This window comes from Streptomyces sp. NPDC008317 (assembly GCF_042955955.1).
Classification (GTDB): Bacteria; Actinomycetota; Actinomycetes; order Streptomycetales; family Streptomycetaceae; genus Actinacidiphila.
Genome location: NZ_JBIBFQ010000002.1, coordinates 1 through 21820, shown reverse-complemented (window position 1 = coordinate 21820; position 21820 = coordinate 1). Strand labels below are relative to the sequence as shown.

Annotated in this window: 19 protein-coding genes and 1 rRNA gene; 11 read left to right on the top strand and 9 right to left on the bottom strand. The window is 71.3% G+C overall.

What is annotated here, in order from left to right; genetic code table 11:
• Positions 1–62 precede the first annotated feature (62 nt).
• A complete protein-coding gene (gene serB / locus ACFY9V_RS05185) occupies positions 63–1307 on the bottom strand; it encodes a phosphoserine phosphatase SerB (RefSeq protein WP_355333662.1) in 1245 nt (414 codons plus the stop codon).
• A 348-nt stretch (positions 1308–1655) separates the two neighbouring features.
• The gene (locus ACFY9V_RS05180) at positions 1656–3527 is read right to left on the bottom strand and encodes a streptophobe family protein (RefSeq protein ID WP_391159620.1); all 1872 of its coding nucleotides are present in this window, start codon (positions 3525–3527) and stop codon (positions 1656–1658) included.
• A 199-nt stretch (positions 3528–3726) separates the two neighbouring features.
• Between ACFY9V_RS05180 and ACFY9V_RS05175 the strand changes: the two genes are divergently transcribed.
• A complete protein-coding gene (locus tag ACFY9V_RS05175) occupies positions 3727–6417 on the top strand; it encodes an FHA domain-containing protein (protein ID WP_391159619.1) in 2691 nt (896 codons plus the stop codon).
• 99 nt (positions 6418–6516) lie between these two features.
• Here the strand turns inward: ACFY9V_RS05175 and ACFY9V_RS05170 are convergent, their stop codons facing one another.
• The 3 genes from ACFY9V_RS05170 to ACFY9V_RS05160 all read right to left on the bottom strand — a co-directional run bounded on the left by ACFY9V_RS05170 (position 6517) and on the right by ACFY9V_RS05160 (position 9506).
• On the bottom strand, positions 6517–7350 hold the full coding sequence (locus tag ACFY9V_RS05170) for a lytic transglycosylase (protein WP_355333654.1): 834 nt from the start codon (positions 7348–7350) through the stop codon (positions 6517–6519).
• Between the two features lie 252 nt (positions 7351–7602).
• Entirely contained in the window at positions 7603–8781 is a 1179-nt protein-coding gene (locus ACFY9V_RS05165) for an S-adenosylmethionine:tRNA ribosyltransferase-isomerase (protein WP_391159617.1), read from the bottom strand.
• On the bottom strand, positions 8778–9506 hold the full coding sequence (locus tag ACFY9V_RS05160; protein ID WP_391124676.1) for an SDR family NAD(P)-dependent oxidoreductase: 729 nt from the start codon (positions 9504–9506) through the stop codon (positions 8778–8780). Before ACFY9V_RS05160 ends, ACFY9V_RS05165 begins: the two co-directional genes overlap by 4 nt.
• 193 nt (positions 9507–9699) lie before the next feature.
• Between ACFY9V_RS05160 and ACFY9V_RS05155 the strand changes: the two genes are divergently transcribed.
• From ACFY9V_RS05155 to ACFY9V_RS05145, 3 genes are all read left to right on the top strand, one after another.
• Positions 9700–10863, top strand: a complete 1164-nt coding sequence (locus ACFY9V_RS05155; RefSeq protein WP_355333645.1) for a GAF domain-containing sensor histidine kinase — start codon at positions 9700–9702, stop codon at positions 10861–10863.
• Positions 10856–11500: a response regulator transcription factor gene (locus tag ACFY9V_RS05150; protein WP_093714340.1), complete on the top strand. Its 645-nt coding sequence runs from the start codon at positions 10856–10858 to the stop codon at positions 11498–11500. Before ACFY9V_RS05155 ends, ACFY9V_RS05150 begins: the two co-directional genes overlap by 8 nt.
• 276 nt (positions 11501–11776) lie before the next feature.
• On the top strand, positions 11777–12022 hold the full coding sequence (locus ACFY9V_RS05145) for a chaplin (protein ID WP_188279867.1): 246 nt from the start codon (positions 11777–11779) through the stop codon (positions 12020–12022).
• Positions 12023–12222: 200 nt separating this feature from the next.
• Here ACFY9V_RS05145 and ACFY9V_RS05140 read toward each other — a convergent pair whose 3' ends face one another.
• The gene (locus ACFY9V_RS05140) at positions 12223–13011 is read right to left on the bottom strand and encodes a hypothetical protein (protein WP_355333641.1); all 789 of its coding nucleotides are present in this window, start codon (positions 13009–13011) and stop codon (positions 12223–12225) included.
• 123 nt (positions 13012–13134) lie between these two features.
• On the opposite strand from ACFY9V_RS05140, the gene ACFY9V_RS05135 reads away from it, so the two are divergent.
• From ACFY9V_RS05135 to ACFY9V_RS05120, 4 genes are all read left to right on the top strand, one after another.
• Positions 13135–13926, top strand: a complete 792-nt coding sequence (locus tag ACFY9V_RS05135) for an ABC transporter ATP-binding protein (RefSeq protein WP_355333638.1) — start codon at positions 13135–13137, stop codon at positions 13924–13926.
• Between the two features lie 58 nt (positions 13927–13984).
• A complete protein-coding gene (locus ACFY9V_RS05130; protein WP_317452506.1) occupies positions 13985–14416 on the top strand; it encodes an NfeD family protein in 432 nt (143 codons plus the stop codon).
• Between the two features lie 187 nt (positions 14417–14603).
• Positions 14604–15560 carry an SPFH domain-containing protein gene (locus ACFY9V_RS05125; protein WP_355333636.1) on the top strand — a complete coding sequence of 319 codons (957 nt, stop codon included), beginning with the start codon at positions 14604–14606 and terminating at the stop codon, positions 15558–15560.
• A gap of 139 nt (positions 15561–15699) precedes the next feature.
• Positions 15700–16467 (top strand): sulfite exporter TauE/SafE family protein, encoded by a 768-nt coding sequence (locus ACFY9V_RS05120; protein ID WP_355333633.1) that lies wholly within the window; start codon positions 15700–15702, stop codon positions 16465–16467.
• Positions 16468–16549: 82 nt separating this feature from the next.
• Here the strand turns inward: ACFY9V_RS05120 and ACFY9V_RS05115 are convergent, their stop codons facing one another.
• The 3 genes from ACFY9V_RS05115 to ACFY9V_RS05105 form a co-directional block, all read right to left on the bottom strand.
• Positions 16550–17059, bottom strand: a complete 510-nt coding sequence (locus ACFY9V_RS05115) for an HNH endonuclease (RefSeq protein ID WP_391044238.1) — start codon at positions 17057–17059, stop codon at positions 16550–16552.
• Between the two features lie 444 nt (positions 17060–17503).
• Complete coding sequence (locus tag ACFY9V_RS05110; RefSeq protein WP_391159614.1) at positions 17504–18043, bottom strand: YbhB/YbcL family Raf kinase inhibitor-like protein; 540 nt, start codon at positions 18041–18043, stop codon at positions 17504–17506.
• A 54-nt stretch (positions 18044–18097) separates the two neighbouring features.
• Positions 18098–18895 carry a sporulation protein gene (locus tag ACFY9V_RS05105; protein WP_391159613.1) on the bottom strand — a complete coding sequence of 266 codons (798 nt, stop codon included), beginning with the start codon at positions 18893–18895 and terminating at the stop codon, positions 18098–18100.
• Positions 18896–18987: 92 nt separating this feature from the next.
• Between ACFY9V_RS05105 and ACFY9V_RS05100 the strand changes: the two genes are divergently transcribed.
• From ACFY9V_RS05100 to ACFY9V_RS05090, 3 genes are all read left to right on the top strand, one after another.
• The gene (locus ACFY9V_RS05100; protein WP_391159611.1) at positions 18988–19623 is read left to right on the top strand and encodes a DNA-3-methyladenine glycosylase; all 636 of its coding nucleotides are present in this window, start codon (positions 18988–18990) and stop codon (positions 19621–19623) included.
• Positions 19624–19723: 100 nt separating this feature from the next.
• Complete coding sequence (gene tyrS, locus ACFY9V_RS05095) at positions 19724–20983, top strand: tyrosine--tRNA ligase (RefSeq protein ID WP_355333623.1); 1260 nt, start codon at positions 19724–19726, stop codon at positions 20981–20983.
• A 552-nt stretch (positions 20984–21535) separates the two neighbouring features.
• Positions 21536–21820 (top strand): 16S ribosomal RNA (locus tag ACFY9V_RS05090); the annotation flags it as partial.

The following is a 21820-nucleotide window of genomic DNA, read 5'->3' as shown; positions in this document are numbered from 1 at the left end:
GAACCGGTGCGCGTGCGTACGGATACGTATCGGCGCCCGGCCCGGCGCGGGAATTGTCGCGGTCAGAGCGTCGGTACGCCGTCCAGCGCGTCGGCGGCCTCGATCTCCTCGCGGGTGATGCCCAGCAGATACAGCACGGTGTCGAGGAAAGGTACGGTCACGGCGGTGTCGGCCGCCTGGCGTACGACGGGCTTGGCGTTGAAGGCGACGCCGAGCCCGGCCGCGTTCAGCATGTCCAGGTCGTTCGCGCCGTCGCCGATCGCGACGGTCTGGCTGAGCGGCACCCCGGCCTGCTCGGCGAAGCTGCGCAGCAGGCGCGCCTTGCCCGCCCGGTCCACGATCGGGCCGACGACCTTGCCGGTGAAGCGGCCGTCCACCACTTCGAGGGTGTTGGCCGCCGCGAAGTCCAGGCCGAGCCGCACCTTCAGGTCGTCGGTGACCTGGGTGAAGCCGCCGGAGACCACGCCGACCTGGTAGCCGAGCCGCTTGAGCGTACGGATCAGGGTGCGCGCGCCGGGCGTGAGCCGCACCTCGGAGCGGACCTTGTCGACCACGGACGCGTCGAGACCGGCCAGCAGCGCCACCCGCGCGTGCAGCGACTGTTCGAAGTCCAGCTCGCCGCGCATCGCGGCGGCCGTCACCGCGGCGACCTCGGCCTCGCAGCCCGCGTGCGCGGCGAAGAGCTCGATCACCTCGTCCTGGATGACGGTGGAGTCCACGTCCATCACGACCAGCCGCTGCGCCCTGCGCTGGAGACCGGCGGGGACCACGGCCACGTCGATGCCGAGGGCCGCCGCCTCGACCGAGAGCACCGAGCGCAGCACACCGGGCTCGGCGCCGGAGACGGCGAACTCCACCGCTGTCACCGGGTACTTGGCCAGCCGGAAGATGCGGTCGATGTTGCCGCCCGCGTTGGTGATCAGGGCGGCGGTGGCCGCGGTCGACTCGGCGGTCAGCGGGCGGCCGAGCACGGTGACATGCGAACGGCCCTCGCCGCGCGGCCTGTTGTCGCCGGTGCCGGAGATGATCTCCGCCTCCATGCCGATGGACTCGGCCCAACTGTGCACGGTGGAGCGCAGTTCGCCTTCGAGGCCGGGGGAGGGCGCCGTCACCAGGGCGCACAGCACTATCCGGCCCCGCGTGACGACCTGCTCGATGTCCACCACGTCCACCCGGAAGGCGGCGAGCGTGTCGAAGAGCCCCGCGGTGATGCCGGGACGGTCCTTGCCGAAGATCTTGACCAGAATGGTGGGCGCGTCCGCCGGCGGAACGGCGGCGACAGGCGCGGTCTGCGAGACGTCGTTCATGGTGCTCCCACCGTAGCCGCCCCGCCCGGCCCGATGATCGGCCGTCTCGGTTGGCGGACCGCCCCCAAGACCGCGGGCCTCGCCTTCAGGAGCGGAGATGCGGCGCGGTGCGGCTGCGCGGGACCAGGTTTTTCAGGGGGGCGCGGGGCTCGCCTTCAGGATCGGAGGTGCGGCGCGGTGCGGCTGCGCGGGACCAGGTTTTTCAGGGGCGCGGGGAACTGCGCGACCAGCGCTCGCGGTGGCGAGCTGTGAACACCGCCCTCATGGGGCAGACGATGTTCGCTGTCGGGCCGTGAGCCCGAGGGGTGCGGGGCCCCGCAGATCCCCGCACCCCCGGCGGACGCCGGCTCAGCGGGGCCCGCGCGGCGCGGCAGGCGGCGGGGGAGGCGGCGGCTCCGGCCACTTCTCCTCCGGCCGGCCCGAAGCCCCGGCCCGACCCGAAGCCCCGGCCCCGCCGGAGCCGCCTCGCGGCCGACGGAAACCGGGCGGCGGCGGCCCCGCGATGGTCGGCGCGGCGTCCACCCCGCCAGCCTGCGGGGCCTTGTACGGATTCGGCTCGTCACCGGGCCGCGGCCCGGCGTAAGGATTGGGCTCGCCGCCACCCCCCGCGTAAGGATTGGTCTCGGCACCGCCCCCCGCGTAGGGATTGGGCTCGCCGCCGCCCCCGGCGTACGGGTTGGGCTCCTCACCGTCCTCCGGACGGTAGACCGGGCTCGGCAGATACGGTCCCGCCCGATAGGCCAGCTCCGGATACGTACGGCCCGCGTCGTCGCCCCCGGCGGAGCCGGACACGTGCACGCCCTCCTCGGCGCCCGGCGCCGGACCGCCGCTGTCGTAGGCGCCGTCCCCCGTATCGGGAAGCGCGCCCCCGCCCGGCCGGGCCAGCGCCGCGACCTGCTGTCCCGCCGCCCCGGTGGCCAGCGCGAGCAGCGCGCCCACCGCGCCCATGCCCGCGCCCCAGACGGCGCCGAGCAGCAGTCCCAGCGGGAGGCTGCCGTGCAGGTCGACCCCGGCGCCGACGGCGTCGAAGCCGAAGACCGACAGATTCGCGTTGACCTTCACCTTGCTCAGATGCGACAGCAGCGGCAGCGCCACGGCCGTGACCAGGCCGAGCCGCACCGCGCACCGTGCGACGAAACCGCCCTTGGCGGCACCGTCGAGCGGAGTGCGGGTGGCGGTGAGCGCGCCCGCGAGCAGCATCATCACCGCGATGGCGACCGGCAGCAGCCAGACCCGGCTGTCGAGTTCGGCCAGCGCGCCCGGTGTGATCGTCTTGCCGGACCCGCCCGCCAGCAGCTTGTCGACGGGATCGGGCAGGAACGACGTCAGCGGCCCCGACGCCTGCCCCTTCCACGGCACGAACAGGCCGAGCGGTACCGCGAGCCATACGCCGTTGGGCGCGCCGAGCAGCGCCGCGCCCATGATCCGGCCCGGCTCGTCGCCGGTCAGCGCCGCGTAACAGGCCGCCGCGTCACCCGCGAGCACCGCGACCACCATGACGACGGTCAGCGCGGACACGGCGGGCCGCACCGCGCGGTGCACGCCCTCCCATCCGGCCGGCAGCGGTGTCCTGCGCGAGGCGAGCAGCGCGATCAGCAGCACGCCGAGCACCCACACCAGGCCGCCCGCCAGGGTCCGCCCGGTGGCGACCTCGAAGGTGATCGACGCCTTGGTCTGGATCAGCCCCTGCAACCCGTCGGTGAGGCCGCCGCTGATCTTGCCCACGCCGGGCAGCTTGCTCAGCAGGTCGTCCGTGGTGCCCTTGGACGGGCCGAGCGCGGCGCCGTCGATGGCCACCGTGTCCTGCCCCGCCCAGGCGAGACCGCCGAGGACCGCCAGGAACAGCACGGCGGTCGTCACGACCCGCGCCGCCAGTTCGCCGACACCGACCGTCGGACCGGCCCTGCGCAGCGAGCGCAGGAACACCCACGACAGCAGCAGCGCGCCGACGAGTGCCACACCCAGCGGCGCGATACCGATCGCGCCCTGGGTCTGCGATCCGCTCAGTCCGAACGCGCCGACGTCACCGCCCGGCCGCACCTTGCCGCCCACCGCCATCGCGACCACGGCTGCCGTCATCGGCCCCAGTGATCCGGCGGTGTCCGCGCCCAATAGATGTAAGGCGAGAGCGGCGGTGCCCGCCATCGCCAGGAACGCCCAACTCACCGACGCCACAGCGGCGAGCATGACGCTCGTCCAGGGCGTGGTCCGTGCACTCATCCCGACCCCCGAGGCCGTTCGTCCCCCCATGCACCCAATGCGCCCCACTCTCGGGCGCGGACGGGTGCCGCGTCAACGTCCGTTGCGGAACACGTACATCGGGCTTGTTTTCTGTTACGAGACAGGAGCCTGCAATAGTTCCTCCCGAACTTCGCTATCTCTAGACTCCCCCCATGGGGGACTACTCGGGGGACAACACATGGGGCTTGGGGTGCCTGAACTCGTACTCGAATTGAACGGACGGACCTGGACGCTGGACGCGTCCCGCTCGTACAGCCTGGGGCGCGATCCGTCGGGGGATCTGGTACTCGACGACGCCAGGGTGTCGTGGCGGCACGCCACCATCCGCCGTGCGGAACGCGGTTGGGTGATCGAGGACCTCGGCAGCACCAACGGCACCTATGTACAGGGGCAGCGGGTCCAGCAGACCGAGGTGGGGGCCGGTTCGACCGTCCACCTCGGCAACGCCACGGACGGACCCCGGCTGAACTTCACCGCGGGCGCGCAGGCCGGCGCCGATGTGTACAGCGCGGAGACCGCGCACGCGACGCCGCAGCAGCGCTACCCGCAGGCGCGGGCCGCGGCACCCGTCGGACAGGCCGGGGCCCCGCAGGCCCCGGCCCCGCAGCACGTCCAGCCGCCCGCCCAGGCCCAGCCGCAGGCGCAGATGCACGCGCAGGCGCCCGCCGCCCCGCCGCGTCAGCAGCAGCCCGGCGGCTGGGGACAGCCGCCCGCGCAGGTGCCGCCGCAGCAGTACGCGCGGCAGCCGCAGCCTCCCCAGCAGGGCCAGGGCGGCCAGGGCGGCTGGGGTCAGCCGCCGGTCCAGCAGCCGCCCGCCCCGCGCGCGCAGCCCCAGCAGCCCGCGGGCGGACACCCGCAGGGCGTCCGCAGCCCCACCACCTTCCACCAGCTCGCCCTCGGCCGGGTCATGAAGATCGGCCGCGCGCTGGAGAACGAACTGGTCGTCTCCGACCTCCAGGTCTCCCGGTACCACGCGGAGTTCCGCGCGCACCCCGACGGCCGCTACGAGATCGTCGACCTCGGCAGCCACAACGGCACGTACGTCAACGGCCAGCCGATCCAGCGCCATCTGCTCGGCCCCAACGACATCGTCGGCGTCGGCCACTCCACCTTCCGGCTGGTCGGCGACCGCCTCGAGGAGTTCGTCGACACCGGCGAGGTCTCCTTCTCCGCCCGCCGCCTGACCGTCACCGTGCCGCACGGCAAGGTGACCAAGCAGATCCTCAAGGACGTCTCCTTCGGCGTACCGGAGAAGTCACTGATCGGCGTGATCGGCCCGTCCGGCTCCGGCAAGTCCACGCTGCTGCGCGCGCTCACCGGCTACCGCCCCGCCGACCAGGGCGAGGTGCTGTACGACAACCGCAATCTGTACAAGCAGTTCGCCGAGCTGCGGCAGCGCATCGGCCTGGTCCCGCAGGACGACATCCTGCACAAGGAACTCCAGGTCAGGACGGCACTGCGGTACGCGGCCAAGCTCCGCTTCCCCGGTGACACCGCGTCCGCGGAGCGCGAGGCGCGGATCAACGAGGTACTGCGCGAGCTGAAGCTCGACATCCACGCCGACAAGCGCATCACCTCGCTCTCCGGCGGCCAGCGCAAGCGCGTCTCGGTCGCCCTCGAACTGCTCACCAAACCCTCGCTGATATTCCTGGACGAGCCGACCTCCGGCCTCGACCCGGGCATGGACCGCGACGTCATGAAGCTGCTGCGCGGCCTGGCCGACGACGGCCGTACGGTACTGGTCGTCACCCACTCCGTCGCCGAACTGGCGCTCTGCGACAAGCTGCTGGTGATGGCCCCCGGTGGCTCGGTCGCCTACTTCGGCCCGCCGGACGAGGCGCTGAACTTCTTCGGCTACGAAACCTGGGCCGATGTCTTCTCCGCCTTCGAGAACTACCGCGACTACGACTGGTCGGGCCGCTGGCACGGCTCGCAGCACTACCAGATGTACGCCGCGGACCTGGACCAGGCGGCCCCGCAGCAGGCGCCGGTCATCCCGCACCAGGTGGCCAGGCCGCCCAAGCCGCAGGCGTGGCTGCCGCAGCTCGTCACCCTGATCCGCCGCTACATGTCGGTGATCGCCTCCGACCGGGGCTTCATCGCCCTGATGTTCATCCTGCCCGCGGTGCTCGGTGTGGTCAGCATCGTCATCCCGGCGGCCAGCGGCCTGGGCCCCGGACCGGCCAAGGCGCACGGCGTCAACAAGGACGCGGGCACGATCCTGCTGATCCTCGCGGTGGGCGCCTGCTTCTCCGGCGCCGCCAACTCCGTCCGCGAGCTGATCAAGGAACGGGTCATCTACGAACGGGAACGGGCCACCGGCCTGTCGCGTTCGGCGTATCTCATGTCCAAGGTCATCGTGCTCGGCCTGATCACCGCGGTGCAGGGCGCCGTCATCTGCGGCATCGGGTTCGCGCCGCGCGCGATGCCCACCGAGGGCGTCATCATGAAGAGCCAGCCCGCGGTCGAGATGACCCTGGCCATCATCGGCCTCGGCTTCACCTCGATGATGTTCGGCCTGATCATCTCCTCGCTGGTGAAGACCGCGGAGAAGACGATGCCGCTGCTGGTCATGTTCGCCATCGTCCAGGTGGTGTTCACCGGCGTGCTCTTCCAGCTCTACGACTCGCCCGGCATCGAGCAGTTCGCCTGGCTGATGCCCGCCAGGTGGGCGGTGGCCGCGCTCGGCACGACGGCGAATCTCAACGTGATCATGCCGTGGGACCCGGGCAACCCCGACGCGCTGTGGAAGCACACCGCGAGCCAGTGGACGATCGACATGGTCGTCCTGGTGCTGCTCGGCGTCGTGTGCGGCGTCGTGGTCTCGCGGCTGCTGCGCCGCCACGAGCCGGAAGTCATGCGGAAGTAGTGAAACGGAAGTAGCGAATCCGAATACGCCGAAAGGGCGGCGGGACCGAAAGGTCCCGCCGCCCTTTCGCGCTGCGGCTGTGGGAGCCGAACGCGCGGATCAGTACGCGGAGTTCACGTTGTCCATGGAACCGTAGTTCGCCGCGGCGTAGTTGCAGGCGGCGGTGATGTTCGCGACCGGGTCGTAGATGTCCCACGAGGTTCCGTCGACGTGGTACGCCTGGAAGGTCGGGTCGATGACCTGGAGCAGGCCCTTGGACGGAATGCCGGCGGCGGCGTTGGAGTCGTACAGGTTGATCGCCTGCGGGTTGCCGCTCGACTCGCGCATGATGTTGCGGTAGATGCCGTCGTAGCTGCCGGGGATGCCCTTCTGGGCCATGATCGCCAGCGACTGCTTGATCCAGCCGTCCAGGTCGTTGGTGTACGTGGTCGTGGCGGCGGTGCTGGCCTGCGGGGCGGCCTGCACGGCGGTACGCGTCGTGGAGCGGTTCGCGGCGGCCGTGTCCTTGGCCCGCTGCGCGGCGGCGTCGGCCGCGGCCTTCTTCTTGGCGGCCGCGTCGGCGGCGGCCTTCTTGGCGGCGGCGTCCGCTGCCGCCTTCTTCCGCGCCGCGGCGTCGGCAGCGGCCTTCTTCTTCGCGGCGGCCTCGTCGGCCGCCTTCTTCTTGGCCGCCTCGTCCGCGGCCTTCTTCTTCGCCGCGGCCTCGGTGATCGCGCGCTCCGAGGCGATGCCGGCCTGCGCTTCGATGCTCTTGACCTGGTCGCCGGTGGAGACCTGGAAGCCGGTGGGGTCACCGACCGCGGCGGAGGCAGTCCCGCCGGTCCCCTGGAGACCGGTGACGGCCAGGACGACAGCGGTCGCGGCGACGGCGCCGGCCGCCGTGATCTTGTGGGTCTTGGTAAGCCGGCCGATCTTCGGGATCGTGGGGAGCTGCATAGGAATTAACCTCTTCCGTTTGCGGACCCGAGAATTCTTAGAGGGTCGGAAAACGGAGGTCAACGAGCCTTCCTACGAACTCCTTTCGTAGACGGTCGAGGGACAAATCGGAATCGGTATTCCCCCGGACAGTGGCGTGAGGCGCCCTTTCCACTAAGCGACTTAGTATGTGACGTACGTCCTATAGGTCACCTCACACGTCGTCGCCCCCTCCGTCGCCCAAGGTGACGGAGGGGGTGCTTTATGTGACGTTTATGGCAGCAGGAGATTGACGTCGCCGAATTCGTGCCAGAGGTAACCGCCGCGCAGCGCCTCGGCGTAGACCCGCTCCAGCAGCCGGTCGCCCGACAGCGCCCGCAGCATCAACAGGTGCGTGGCCTCCGGCTCGTGCAGTCCGGTCAGCAGCCCGTCCACCGCGCGCACCCCGCGCTCCGGGGTGACCACCAGCTCCGTCCAGCCGCCGCCCGGCCGCACCACACCGCGCTCGTCCGCCACCGACTCCAGCGCCCGTACCGCCGTCGTCCCCACCGCCACCACCCGGCCGCCCGCCGCGCGCGCCGCGTTCACCTGCCAGGCCGTCGCCGCCGACACGGTGTACGGCTCGGCGTACGGCGGCTCGTGCGCCTCGACCGACGCCACCCCGGTGTGCAGCGTGATCGGCGCGACCTGCACGCCCCGGCAGACCAGCTCCGTCACCAGCGCCGTGGTGAAGGGCCGCCCGGCGCTCGGCATCTCCGCGGAGCCGAGGCTGTCCGTCGACCGGGCGGAGAACACCGTCTGGTACGCCGCCAGCGGCTGGTCCCGGTCGGTGTAGCCGTACCGGATCGGCCGCCCGTACCGCCGCATGTACGCGACCGGGTCCGGCAGCGAGGGCGCGGCCACCCACAGCCGGTCCCCGGCCGGGTCGAGCGGCTCCTCCAGCACCAGCCGGGCCCCGGCGCGCAACTCGACCACCGCGCCCGCGGGGCCGCCGGCCCTGCGGACCGTCGAGCCGTGCCCGTCCGGGTCGCGGACCTCCACCACCCAGCGGCCGTCGTCCCGGCGGGTGGACCAGTGCACCACCACCGGCTGTCCGTCGAGCCGCCCGTCCACGGCCGCGGGCAGCGTCCGCGAGGTGTTCACCACCAGGACGTCACCGGCCCGCAGCAGCTTCGGCAGGTCGCGGAAGCCGTGGTGGGTGACCGCGCCGGTGCGCTGCTCGCCGACCAGCAGCCGTACCGTGTCCCGGCGGGCGGCCGGGGCCGTCGCGAGCAGCGAGTCCGGGACGCGCAGCCCCGCCAGCCCGGCCCGCGGAGCCCCGGCCGGGCCCCTGCCCCGCCCGATGTCCTTATTGCCCGCTCCTGTCCCCTTTATATAGGGGTCCTTCGCGGACCCCCGCCCGGAGTCCTTCGCGGGCCGCGCCGCCTGCGCGCCCTCCCGTACCGCACTCATCGCGCCTCCAGCAGCACCGGGGCGGTGTAGCGCCCGCTGGGCGCGGCCTCGTCGAGCAGCCGCAGGAAGGCCGGGACCACCGACTCCGGCAGCGGCCGGGCGGCGAAGTCCGCGTCGTCGGGCACGGCCGCCGCGTACAGCCCGGTCCGCAGATCGCCCGGGTCCACCCACCACACCCGCAGCCCCGGCTCCTCCTCGGCCAGCACCGCCGACAAATGGTCGAGCGCCGCCTTGCTCGCCCCGTACCCGCCCCAGGTCGGATACGCCTCCACCGCCGCGTCCGAGCTGACGTTCAGCACCGCGCCGCCCGCCGCCCGCAGCAGCGGCAGCGCCTCCCGCACCAGCGCGAACGGCGCCGTCACATTCGTCTCCAGCGCCTCCCGCAGCCCCGCCACCGGCAGCTCGGCCAGCGGCACCAGCGGCTCAGCGCCCAGCGCGCTCGCGTTGTTCACCAGCAGATCCACCCCGCCCAGCTCGCGCGCCGCCGCCACCAGCTCCGCCCGGTGCCCCGCCGCCGTCACGTCGCCCGGCACCGCCCGCACCCGTGGCCGTACCGCCGCGCCCCCGGCGTGATCCGGGCCGTACCGTTCCAGGTCCGCCGCGGCCGACCGCAGCGCGTCCGCGTTCCGCCCGTCCAGTACGAGGTCCCAGCCGCGCCCCGCCAGCTCGGCGGCCAGCGCCCGCCCCAGTCCGCGCGACGCTCCCGTGATGATCGCTACCGGCATGATCCAGCCCTCCGCACCGGGGCCCGGCCGTCCGCCGGACCACCTCGTGCCCTCACCGTAGGAACGCCCCGGCCGCACACGCCTCGGCCGGCCGCCGCACGCCTCACGGTCACTTGGAACTAGGCCACACGACCGAGGACGGTCGGTCCGGCGGCGCATACGGACCGTCACCCGGCGCCGGTACGGTGGAGACATGCCCATCCGGCCGCCACGAGGCGGAATCGAAGCGGTCAGCGCCGCGGTCCTGGCGATGAGCCGCCAGGTGGAGGTGCGCGACGTCCTCCAGACGATCGTCGCGTCCGCCCGCGAGCTGCTCGACGCCGAATACGCGGCCCTGGGCGTGCCCGACGACCACGGCGGCTTCGCGCAGTTCGTGGTCGACGGCGTCAGCGACGAGGAGTGGAAGGCCATCGGCCCGCTGCCCCGGCAGCACGGCATCCTCGCCGCGATCCTGCACGAGGCGACCCCGCTGCGGCTCGCCGACGTCCGCACCTTCGAGGACTTCCAGGGCTGGCCCAAGCACCACCCCGACATGCGCGACTTCATCGGCATGCCGGTGGTCGACGGCGACGAGATCCTCGGCGCGCTCTTCCTCGCCAACAAGAAGTGCGGCCCCGGCGGGACCCGCGGCGCCGACGGCACCTGCGGCTTCACCGAGGACGACGAGGACCTGCTGCGGATCCTCGCCGACCACGCCGCGATCGCCCTGACCAACGCCCGGCTCTACGAGCGCAGCCGCGAGCTGACGCTGGCGGGGGAGCGGGCCAGGATCGCGCACGAACTGCACGACGCCGTCTCGCAGAAACTCTTCTCGCTGCGGCTGACCGCCCAGGCCGCCGCCGCGCTGGTCGACTGCGACCCGGCGCGCGCCAAGGGCGAGCTGAAGCAGGTCGCGGCGCTCGCCGCCGAGGCCGCCGACGAACTGCGCGCCGTCGTGGTGGAACTGCGCCCGGCCGCCCTGGACGAGGACGGCCTCGTCGCCACCCTGCGCACCCAGGCCGACGTCCTGGACCGCGTCCACTCCGCCGACGTCACCTTCCACGCCGTCCGGGTGCGGGCGCTGCCCGCCGCGCAGGAGGAGGCGCTGCTGCGGGTCGCCCAGGAAGCGATGCACAACGCCCTGCGGCACGCGCACGCCGACGCCGTGGACGTCATCCTGGAAGGCCACGGCAAGGGCGCGCTGCTGCGGATCCGCGACGACGGCCGCGGCTTCGACCCCACCGCGGTCCGCCGGGCCGGACGGCACCTCGGACTGGTCTCCATGCGGGACCGGGCCGGCGGCGTCGGCGGCCGGCTCACCGTGCAATCGGAGCCCGGCAAGGGCACCGTCATCGAGATGGAGGTGCCCGGTGGCTGAGAACACCATCCGCGTGCTGCTGGTCGACGACCACCAGGTCGTCCGCAGGGGGCTGCGCACCTTCCTCGAGGTGCAGGGCGACATCGAGGTGGTCGGCGAGGCGGGCGACGGCGAGGAAGGCGTGGCCCGCGCCCAGGAACTGCGGCCCGACGTGATCCTCATGGACGTCAAGATGCCCGGTGTCGACGGCATCGAGGCGCTGCGACTGCTGCGCGACGCCGAGAACCCGGCACGGGTGCTGATCGTGACCAGCTTCACCGAACAGCGCACCGTCGTGCCCGCGCTGCGGGCGGGCGCCGCCGGATACGTCTACAAGGACGTGGACCCGGTCGCGCTCGCCGACGCCATCCGCTCCGTGCACGCCGGGCACGTCCTGCTCCAGCCCGAGGTCGCGGGCGCGCTGCTCTCCCAGGAGCAGGGCGGCACCGGCCAGGGCCGGGGCAACGCGCTGACCGAGCGGGAGCGCGAAGTCCTCGGCCTGATCGCCGACGGCCGCTCGAACCGGGAGATCGCCCGCGCGCTGGTGCTCTCCGAGAAGACGGTCAAGACCCACGTCTCCAACATCCTCATGAAGCTCGACCTCGCCGACCGCACCCAGGCCGCGCTGTGGGCGGTGCGCAACGGCGTGGGGAACTGACGGGACCGCTCGCGGCGCCACCGTGTCCACCTGTCCGTACGGGCCGACCACCACGTGGCCGTGCGGGCCGACCACCACGTGCCCGTGCGGGCCACCGTCCACCTGTCCGTGCGGGCATCCGTTCGGCGGAGTGAGATTCATACTGTCGGGTGTATGTCGTCCGAACGGCGCAACCTGATCCACGGTGACCCGTTCTGCAGGGCGTACCGCGGCGGATTGCCGCGGTGCACCCCCGGCCACGGCTGGGAGGTGCCCCCAGCAAAGAGGAAGTTCGAAGTGATGAACCTCAAGAAGGCCGCGACCGTCACCCTCGTGGCGGGCGGCCTGGCCGTCGCCGGTACCGGTGTGGCCTCCGCCGCCAGCGGCGCCGACGCGTGCGGCACCGCCGTGAAGTCCCCGGGCGTGGGCTCCGGCAACCTGGTGCAGGTTCCGGTGCACATCCCGGTCAACCTCAGCGGCAACTCGGTGAACGTGATCGGCCTGCTGAACCCGGCGTTCGGCAACGTCGCCGTCAACAAGTAACCACGGACGACGCGGACTTCCGGCCCGCCTCGCCGAAGGCCCCGCGGCACGGGATCCCTCCCCGTAGCCGCGGGGCCTCCCCACGCGCCGCCGCGCCGTGGGATGTCAGGTCCCGCGCCGCGCCCCGCGCGGGGACGTCAGGTCCCGTGCCGCGCCCCGCGCGGGGACGTCAGGTCCCGTGCCGCGCCCCGCGTGGGATGTCAGGTCCTGCGCCGCTCCGCCTCCTCGACATACGCGTTGTACGCCGCCACCTGCGCCCTGCGCGCCGTACGCTCCACCGGCCGCAGCAGCTCCGCCCGCGCCGCGATCTGCGAGGCGCTCACCGCCGCGCCGTGCCCGTCGGAGGCGATCGCCACCAGCGCCGCGACCCGCTGCGCCAGCGCCAGCACCCGTACCGCGCGCGGCGGATACCCCGGCGCGAGCACCTCGCCGCCGCGCTCGGCGCGCGCCCGGTACGCCTCGAGCGCCGCGTGCGCGGACGGACCCGCGCCCGCCACGTCCAGCCGCGCCAGCGCGTTCGTGGCGTCCCGCAGCGCCTCGGCCAGCTCCCGCTCGGCCTCGCTCAGCGACGGTACGTCGGCGGGCGGCGCGTCCCGTACCGGCAGGCACCGCCACTCGACCTCGACGTGCACATCGCCGGCCGGGCCCGCCTCGCGGACCTCGGGCACCAGACCGAGCGCCGCGCCGCCGACGGTGACCACCGCCTCGCCCGCGGCCAGCGCCCGCGCGTTGAACTCCGGCGGCCCGCTCAGCCCCAGCGGATGCCCGGCCACCGGCAGCGCGAGCCGCAGCCCCGTCACGCCCAGCGCGCGCAGCCTGCCGAGCCCCAGCGTCAGCCCCACCGGGACATGCTCACCCGGCAGCCCCGAGATCCGGTGCACGGCGTCGTCCGCCGTGATCTCCTGTGCGACGTCATCGGGGGCGGCAAGTCCGGCAAGCAGGGCATTTCCCCACGCGGTCAGCCGCCCTGAGCGAGGTTCATCAAGCATGCCCCCAGCCTATGGAACGGACCCGTCGCGCGGTGGCGTAAGTTTTCCCCGGGGGATCCTTCTGCCGGTGCCTACCCGCGCACACGGCAGACAGCCGAGACTGCAATGGGAGACAACGCGCTCATGAGCGATGTGCTGGAGCTGGTGGACGTATCCGTGGTCCGCGACGGACGGGCTCTGGTGGACCACGTGTCGTGGTCGGTCGCCGAGGGGGAACGCTGGGTCATCCTCGGACCCAACGGGGCGGGCAAGACCACCCTGCTCAATGTCGCGTCCAGCTATCTCTTCCCCACCACCGGCACCGTCCAGATCCTCGGCGACAAGCTCGGCAACGTGGACGTGTTCGAACTCCGGCCACGGATCGGCATGGCGGGCGCCGCCATGGCCGAGAAGATGCCGCGCAGGCAGACGGTCCTGGAGACCGTCCTCACCGCCGCGTACGGCATGACCGCCACCTGGAACGAGGGGTACGAGCAGGTCGACGAGGACCGCGCCCGCGCGTTCCTCGACCGGCTCGGGATGAGCGAGTACCTCGGCCGCAAGTTCGGCACCCTGTCCGAGGGCGAGCGCAAGCGCACCCTGATCGCCCGCGCGATGATGACCGACCCCGAACTGCTGCTGCTCGACGAGCCCGCCGCCGGTCTCGACCTCGGCGGACGCGAGGACCTGGTCCGCCGCCTCGGCCGGCTGGCCCGCGACCCCATCGCCCCCTCGATGATCATGGTCACCCACCACGTCGAGGAGATCGCCCCCGGCTTCACCCACGTCCTGATGATCCAGCAGGGCAAGGTCGTCGCCGCGGGACCGATCGACCTCGAACTCACCTCCCGCAACCTGTCCCGCTGCTTCGGCCTCCCGCTGGTCGTCGAGCGCCGCGGCGACCGCTGGACGGCCGCCGGACTGCCGCTGTCCTGAAGGGTTTTCGTCCGGGTTTCCATTGCGTACTGCCGCAACTGCCCTCCGCACGCCTACGATTGGCGACGTGGACGCATGGGTGTGGTGGCTGATAGCGGCAGTGGGTCTCGGGATACCGCTGGTGATCACGGCGATGCCCGAATTCGGGATGTTCGCCGTCGGAGCGGTGGCCGGGTCGGTCACGGCCGGAATGGGCGGCGGGATCGTCGCCCAGGTGATCGTCTTCGTCGTCGTCTCGGTCGCGCTGCTGGTCTTCGTACGGCCCATCGCGTATCGCAACCGGCAACGCCCGGAACAGCGCAGCGGTGTCGACGCCCTCAAGGGCAAGCAGGCCGTCGTCCTGGAACGTGTCGACGGCGGTGCCAACGGACGGATCAAACTCGGCGGAGAGGTCTGGTCGGCCCGCGCCCTGGAGCACGGCCGGGTCTACGACCCGGGGCAGCAGGTGGACGTGGTGGAGATCGACGGAGCGACCGCCGTCGTCATCTGAACACCCGGCCTCCGGACGCCTGAACACCCGACATCCGAACACCCGACATCCGAACACCCGACATCCGAACGTCGCCGACGAGGGCCGGGAAATCACCGAACCCGCCCGCGACAGGCGGCCGTTCTGCCAGAATTGATCATGCCGGAGTACGTCGTACTCCCGCAGCCGACCCGCGCGGGGAGTGGACATGCAGCCCATCATCATCGTCCTGATCATCCTGGTGGTGCTCGTCTTCATCGCGCTGATCAAGACGGTCCAGGTGATTCCGCAGGCCAGCGCCGCCATCGTCGAGCGCTTCGGCCGCTACACCCGGACCCTCAGCGCCGGCCTCAACATCGTGGTGCCGTTCATCGACACCATCCGCAACCGCATCGACCTGCGCGAGCAGGTCGTGCCGTTCCCGCCGCAGCCGGTGATCACCCAGGACAACCTGGTGGTCAACATCGACACCGTCATCTACTACCAGGTGACCGACGCCCGCGCCGCGACGTACGAGGTCGCCAGCTACATCCAGGCCATCGAGCAGCTCACCGTCACCACGCTCCGCAACATCATCGGCGGCATGGACCTGGAGCGGACCCTGACCTCCCGCGAGGAGATCAACGCGGCACTGCGCGGCGTCCTGGACGAGGCCACCGGCAAGTGGGGCATCCGCGTCAACCGCGTCGAGCTGAAGGCGATCGAACCGCCCACCTCCATCCAGGACTCGATGGAGAAGCAGATGCGCGCCGACCGTGACAAGCGCGCCGCGATCCTCACCGCGGAGGGCATCCGGCAGTCCCAGATCCTCACCGCGGAGGGCGAGAAGCAGTCCTCGATCCTGCGCGCGGAAGGTGACGCCAAGGCCGCCGCGCTGCGCGCCGAAGGTGAGGCCCAGGCGATCCGCACGGTCTTCGAGTCGATCCACGCGGGCGACCCCGACCAGAAGCTCCTCGCCTACCAGTACCTCCAGATGCTGCCGAAGATAGCCGAGGGCGACGCCAACAAGCTGTGGATCATCCCCAGCGAACTGAACGACGCGCTCAAGGGCCTCGGCGGCATCGTCAACCTCCCGGGCGCCCCCGGCGCTCCCGGCAACGGCTCACGCGAGCCCGCCACCGCGCCCGCCCCCCGTCGCGAGTCCCCGCCCTTCGACAAGGACTGACCAGCGCTGACCAGCACTGACCAGCACTGACGAGGACCGCCCCGGCCCGGAAGCCCGCCGCAGCCCCCTATGACATGATCGCCGCGCACCCCTCGACCTCGACGGCGGGGAGGACGCGCGAAGATCATGGAGACGACGCATGACTCTGCCGGAAGCCCTCGCCGTGTTCGCGGCCGGAATCGGCGCGGGCACCATCAACACCATCGTCGGCTCGGGGACGCTGATCACCTTCCCCGTCCTGCTCGCCGTCGGACTGCCGCCCGTCACGGCCAACGTGTCCAACTCACTGGGCCTGGTGCCCGGTTCGATCACCGGCGCCATCGGCTACCGCGGTGAACTCCAGGGCCAGCGACCGCGCCTGCTGCGGCTCGGCGCCGTCGCCCTCGTCGGCGGACTCATCGGCGCCGTCCTGCTCGTGACCCTGCCGTCCACGGCGTTCAAGGCGATCGTCCCCGTCCTCATCGCCATCGCGCTCGTCCTGGTCGTGCTGCAACCCCGCCTGGCCCGCGCCGTCCAGGCCCGCCGCGACCGTACCGGCACCCAGGCCCCCGCCCACGGCGGCACCGCCCTCGTCGTCGGCATGCTGCTCGCCAGCATGTACGGCGGCTACTTCGGCGCCGCCCAGGGCGTGCTGTACCTCTCCCTGATGGGCCTGGTGCTCAACGAGTCCCTGCAACGCGTCAACGGCATGAAGAACGTCCTCGCCGCCGTCGTCAACGGCGTGGCGGCCCTGTTCTTCATCATCGTCGCCCACATGAACTGGACCGCCGTCGGCCTCATCGCGGGCGGCGCCGTCATCGGCGGCCTGATCGGCGCCCGCGTCGGCCGCCGCCTCCCGCCCGCCGCCCTGCGCGGACTCATCGTCGTCGTCGGCACCGCCGCGATCGTCCAACTCCTGCTGAAATAGGGCCCCTCCCCGAAGGGAAGGGCCCCGCCCCGTCGGGACCTCACGGCCCCACGACCTCGATTCCCCGCACGCGAAGGGGCGCTCAGGCCGTCGCCGGAACGGGCAGCCACTCCGGCAGCCCGAACCCGTCCCGCACCCCCAGCGCCAACAGCAGCGTGTCCGCCGGCGTCGGCTCGAACGGCCGGACCAGCAGCCGCATCCCCGCCTGCTCGGGAGTACGGTCCGCCTTGCGCTGATTGTCCTCGCCGCACGCGGCCACCGTGTTCAGCCAGGTGTCACCGCCCCCGCGCGACTTCGGCTGTACGTGGTCGACCGTGGTGGCCCTGCGCCCGCAGTACGCGCACCGGTGCCGGTCACGTACCAGCACACCGCGCCGCGACCACGGGGCCCGTTGTCGGAACGGCACCCGCACGTACCGGCAGAGCCTGATCACCTGCGGCACCGGAACCTCCACCGCGGCGGCACGGATGCGCAGCCCGGGATGCGCCTGCTCCACGACGGCCTTGTCCTGCATCACCAGCACGACAGCACGCCGCAGCGACACCGTCGACAGCGGCTCGAAGCTCGCATTCAGCACCAGCGTCTCACGCATCCCGCCCACCTCCCGGGCCCTGCCCCGCCCCCATGGCGAAGTGGATCCACTGTGACCCCGGGACACGGCCGCCGACAACGCAATTTCACGGCCGCAACCGGAAGATCGGCAGGTGGAAAGGTCCTGTTCATCCCGGATTCCGCGCCGGGGCACGTCCCCGCGTCCCTCCGGGCTCGGCCGGGGGCTCGTCCCGGGGAAAGGTCTGCGCTCCGGGTGCCGTCCCCCGTGTAGAACAGGCACCCGGAGCGCGTCCGTCGGCGTGGACGCCCGGCCCGCAGACCGAACTCCGGCAGACGGCGGACGCAGACGCCCGGCCGCCCCCGCCACCGCGGTGCCGACAGCCTGAGGACGGTGGTCACGTCGTCAGGCACGCACCACTGTGCGACGGGGAACGGCGGAGCGCAACGTAATATCCCGAGCGCTCAGCGCGACAGACCGACCGGCTCAGCCTTCGGCCCGCACCTCGTACTCACCGATCAACTGCGCCCTGCCCAGCGTGTGGAAGCGCAGATTGAACCCGACGAACGCGGGCGAGGCGTCCGCGTCCGGGCCCAGCTTCTCGGTGTCCACCGCGTAGACCGTGAACACATACCGGTGCGACCCGTCACCGGGCGGCGGCGCCGCGCCACCGAAATCCCGCGTCCCGTAGTCGTTCCGCGCGTGCGTCGCGCCCGCGGGCAGCCCCGGGAAAGCACTGGAACCCGCACTGCGCGGCAGCTCCGTCACCGACGCGGGGATGTCGAACAGCACCCAGTGCCAGAAACCGCTGCCGGTCGGCGCGTCCGGGTCGTAGCACGTGACGGCGAAGCTCTTCGTCCCGGCCGGGAACCCCTCCCACCGAAGCTGCGGCGAGACATTGCCCGCCGCGTACACCTGATCGTCCTTGAGTACCCCGCCCGGTTCCACGTCGTCGCTCACCACGGTGAACTCCGGCACCTGCGGGTGGAAGTCATGGGGGAGCGGCCGTCGCGCTTGCTCGGTCACCTCGACACCTCCTGATCGCACACGATTGATTCCGCCCCGAGCCTAGGGCCCCGGTCAGAACCAGTTCCGCTTGCCGCCCACCTCGGCGAGCCACTGGTGCAGATAGGCCGCCCAGTCCGTCTCCGCGAAGGAGTGCATGCTCATCGTGAAGGAGCGGTACGTGTCACTGCCGCCGCCGAACAGCCCCGGCTTCTTGTCCATCTCCAGGACGACATCCATCTCCTCGCCGTCCGCGACGAACGTCAGCTCGACCTCCTTGAGCCCCCGGTACTGCTCCGGCGTACGGAACTCGATCTCCTGGTAGAACGGCAGCCGCTGCCGCGTGTTCCGCATCGTCCCCCTCTCCAGATCCGCGCTCTTGAAGGCGAACCCCAGCCGCCCGAACGCGTCGAGCAGCGCCTCCTGCGCGGGCAGCGGGTGGACGTTCACCGGGTCCAGATCCCCCTTGTCCACCGCGCGGGCGATCTGCAACTCCGTCGTCACCCCCACGTTCATCCCCGTGAGCTGCCGCCCCATGAACATCGTCACCGGCGTCTCCCACGGCACCTCCAACGAGAACGGCACATCGTGCACCGCCCCCGCCTGCACCATGAACTCGCCGGCGATCTGCTGCGTATGGAACTCGATGTTCTGCAAGGACTCCGTCTCATTGCCCTGCGCGTCCCTGCGCTCCACCTCGACGCGCGCCTGCAACCCGACCGTCAGCCCCTGTATCCGCTGCTCGACCGAACCGCCCTGCACCCGCACCGAACCCTCGACCACCCCGCCGGGCACCACATCGGCCTGGTGCAGCTCCGTCTCCACCGACGCCCCGCCGGCCCCGAGACTCGCCATCATCTTCCTGAACCCCATACGCACTCTCCCTGACCGCATCCACTGGCTCACGCTGTGCGAACTCTACGAACGCCGGGACGCCCCGTCCGGTTCCACTACGCTCCTGAACCGTGATCACGCCACCCGAACAGGTCCTGCTCGACCGGGCGTTCTTCGACCGGCCGGTCCTGGACATCGCCCCCGACCTGCTCGGCCGCACCCTGGTCCGCACCACCGACCAAGGACCGGTCACCCTGCGCCTCACCGAAGTCGAGGCGTACGACGGCCCCAACGACCCCGGCTCCCACGCCTACCGGGGCCGCACCGACCGCAACGCCGTGATGTTCGGCCCGCCCGGACACACCTACGTCTACTTCACCTACGGCATGTGGTTCTGCCTCAACCTGGTCTGCGGCCCCGAAGGCACCCCCAGCGGAGTCCTGCTGCGCGGCGGCGAGATCACCACCGGCGCCGACCTCGCCCGCGCCCACCGCCCCACCTCCCGCAAGGACAGCGACCTCGCCCAGGGCCCCGCCCGGCTCGCCACCGCACTGGCCGTCGACCGCTCGCTCAACGGAGCCGACGCCTGCGGCCCCGGCGGACCGCTGCGCGTCCTCACCGGGACCCCGCCCCCGCCGGCCCTGGTCCGCACCGGCCCGCGCACCGGCGTCGGCGGCGCGGGCGCCGACCACCCCTGGCGCTACTGGATCGACGGCGACCCCACCGTCAGCCCCTATCGCGCCCACGCCCCGCGCAAGCGTCGATAAACGACTGGCCGGAACCGCGTACCCTCGGACACGCTTCACGCACCGGGTACGCGAAGCCGTATCCGACCCCCAGCACCCACAAGAGGGAGACACGAGACCCGTGACGGACATCGTCGACGAGCTGCGGTGGCGAGGGCTGATCGCCGTTTCCACTGACGAGGACGCACTGCGCAAGGCGTTCGCGGACGGCCCTGTCACGGTCTATTGCGGCTTCGACCCGACCGCGCCCAGCCTGCACCTCGGCAACCTGGTCCAGATCCTGACCATCCGCCGCCTCCAGCTCGCCGGCCACCGCCCGCTCGGACTGGTCGGCGGCGCCACCGGTCTGATCGGCGACCCCAAGCCGTCGGCCGAGCGCACGCTGAACGCGCCCGAGGTCGTCGCGGAGTGGGTCGAGCGGGTACGCGCCCAGATCGAGCCCTACCTCTCCTTCGAGGGGCCCAACGCCGCGACCATGGTGAACAACCTGGACTGGACGTCGGGCCTGTCGGCCATCGAGTTCCTGCGCGACATCGGCAAGCACTTCCGCGTGAACAAGATGATCAGCAAGGAGGCCGTGGCCCGCCGCCTCAACTCCGACCAGGGCATCAGCTACACGGAGTTCAGCTACCAGATCCTCCAGGGCATGGACTTCCTGGAGCTGTACCGGCGGTACGGCTGCACGCTCCAGACCGGCGGCAGCGACCAGTGGGGCAACCTCACGGCGGGCATCGACCTCATCCACCGCGTCGAGGGCGCCTCGGTGCACGCGCTGGCCACCCCGCTGATCACCAAGGCGGACGGCACCAAGTTCGGCAAGACCGAGGGCGGCGCCATCTGGCTCGACGCGGAGATGACCACGCCGTACGCCTTCTACCAGTTCTGGCTGAACGCCGACGACCGTGACATCGCCACCTTCCTGCGCATCTTCAGCTTCGCCTCGCGGGCGGAGATCGAGGAGCTGGAGCGCTCGACCGAGGAACGCCCGCAGGCCCGCGCGGCCCAGCGCGCCCTCGCCGAGGAGCTGACGACGCTGGTGCACGGCGCCGACCAGTGCGCCGCCGTGATCGCCGCTTCCAAGGCGCTTTTCGGCCAGGGCGAACTCGCCGACCTGGACGAGGCCACCCTGGCCGCCGCGCTCAGCGAACTCCCGAAGGCGCAGGTCAGTGAACTGGCCCCGGTGGCCGACCTGTTGGCCCTGATCGAGCTGGTCCCGAGCAAGTCCGCCGCCCGCCGCACCATCAAGGAGGGCGGCGCGTACCTCAACAACACCAAGGTGACCAGCGAGGACGCGGTTCCCGCCGACTCCGATCTGATCCACGGGCGTTGGCTGGTGCTGCGCCGGGGCAAGAAGAACCTCGGAGCGGTCGAACTCGCTTGACACGGCTGGAAATCTACGTTTGAGCGGCGGCCGAGCTTGACTCGGTCGCCGCTCGTGCGTAACGTAGTCCAAGCCGCCAAAACGGTGGGGATGGTTCACATCAGCCCCTACCGCACCGGGCGGCCACCCACTACCTACGTCTTCCCGGTCATCGGGCTGTATTTTGGTGCGCCAAAATCCAATTCGATGGACTCGATTATGAGTCGCCCAGGAAATGGGCTAACGTAGTGGACACGCCGAAAGGCGGGAAACAAACCCCGATCCAATCATGGGCCGGAAACGCACAGCGGATCTGGTAGGGTTGGAAACACGAAGGGAAAGCCCGGAGGGCCGGTGAAACGGTCTGAAGGAAGCTTCCGTTCCTTGAGAACTCAACAGCGTGCCAAAAGTCAACGCCAGATATGTTGATACCCCGTCTTCGCGGACCGATTGTGGTTCGTGGGGCGTGGTTCCTTTGAAGAACAAAAACACAGCGAGGACGCTGTGCGCGACGGGGATTATTCCTCCCGGTCGCGCCGCTCTTGCGTGTTGTTCCGGGATATCCCGGTGACATTCACGGAGAGTTTGATCCTGGCTCAGGACGAACGCTGGCGGCGTGCTTAACACATGCAAGTCGAACGATGAAGCCTTCGGGTGGATTAGTGGCGAACGGGTGAGTAACACGTGGGCAATCTGCCCTGCACTCTGGGACAAGCCCTGGAAACGGGGTCTAATACCGGATAATACCTACTGGGGCATCTTGGTGGGTTGAAAGCTCCGGCGGTGCAGGATGAGCCCGCGGCCTATCAGCTTGTTGGTGGGGTGATGGCCTACCAAGGCGACGACGGGTAGCCGGCC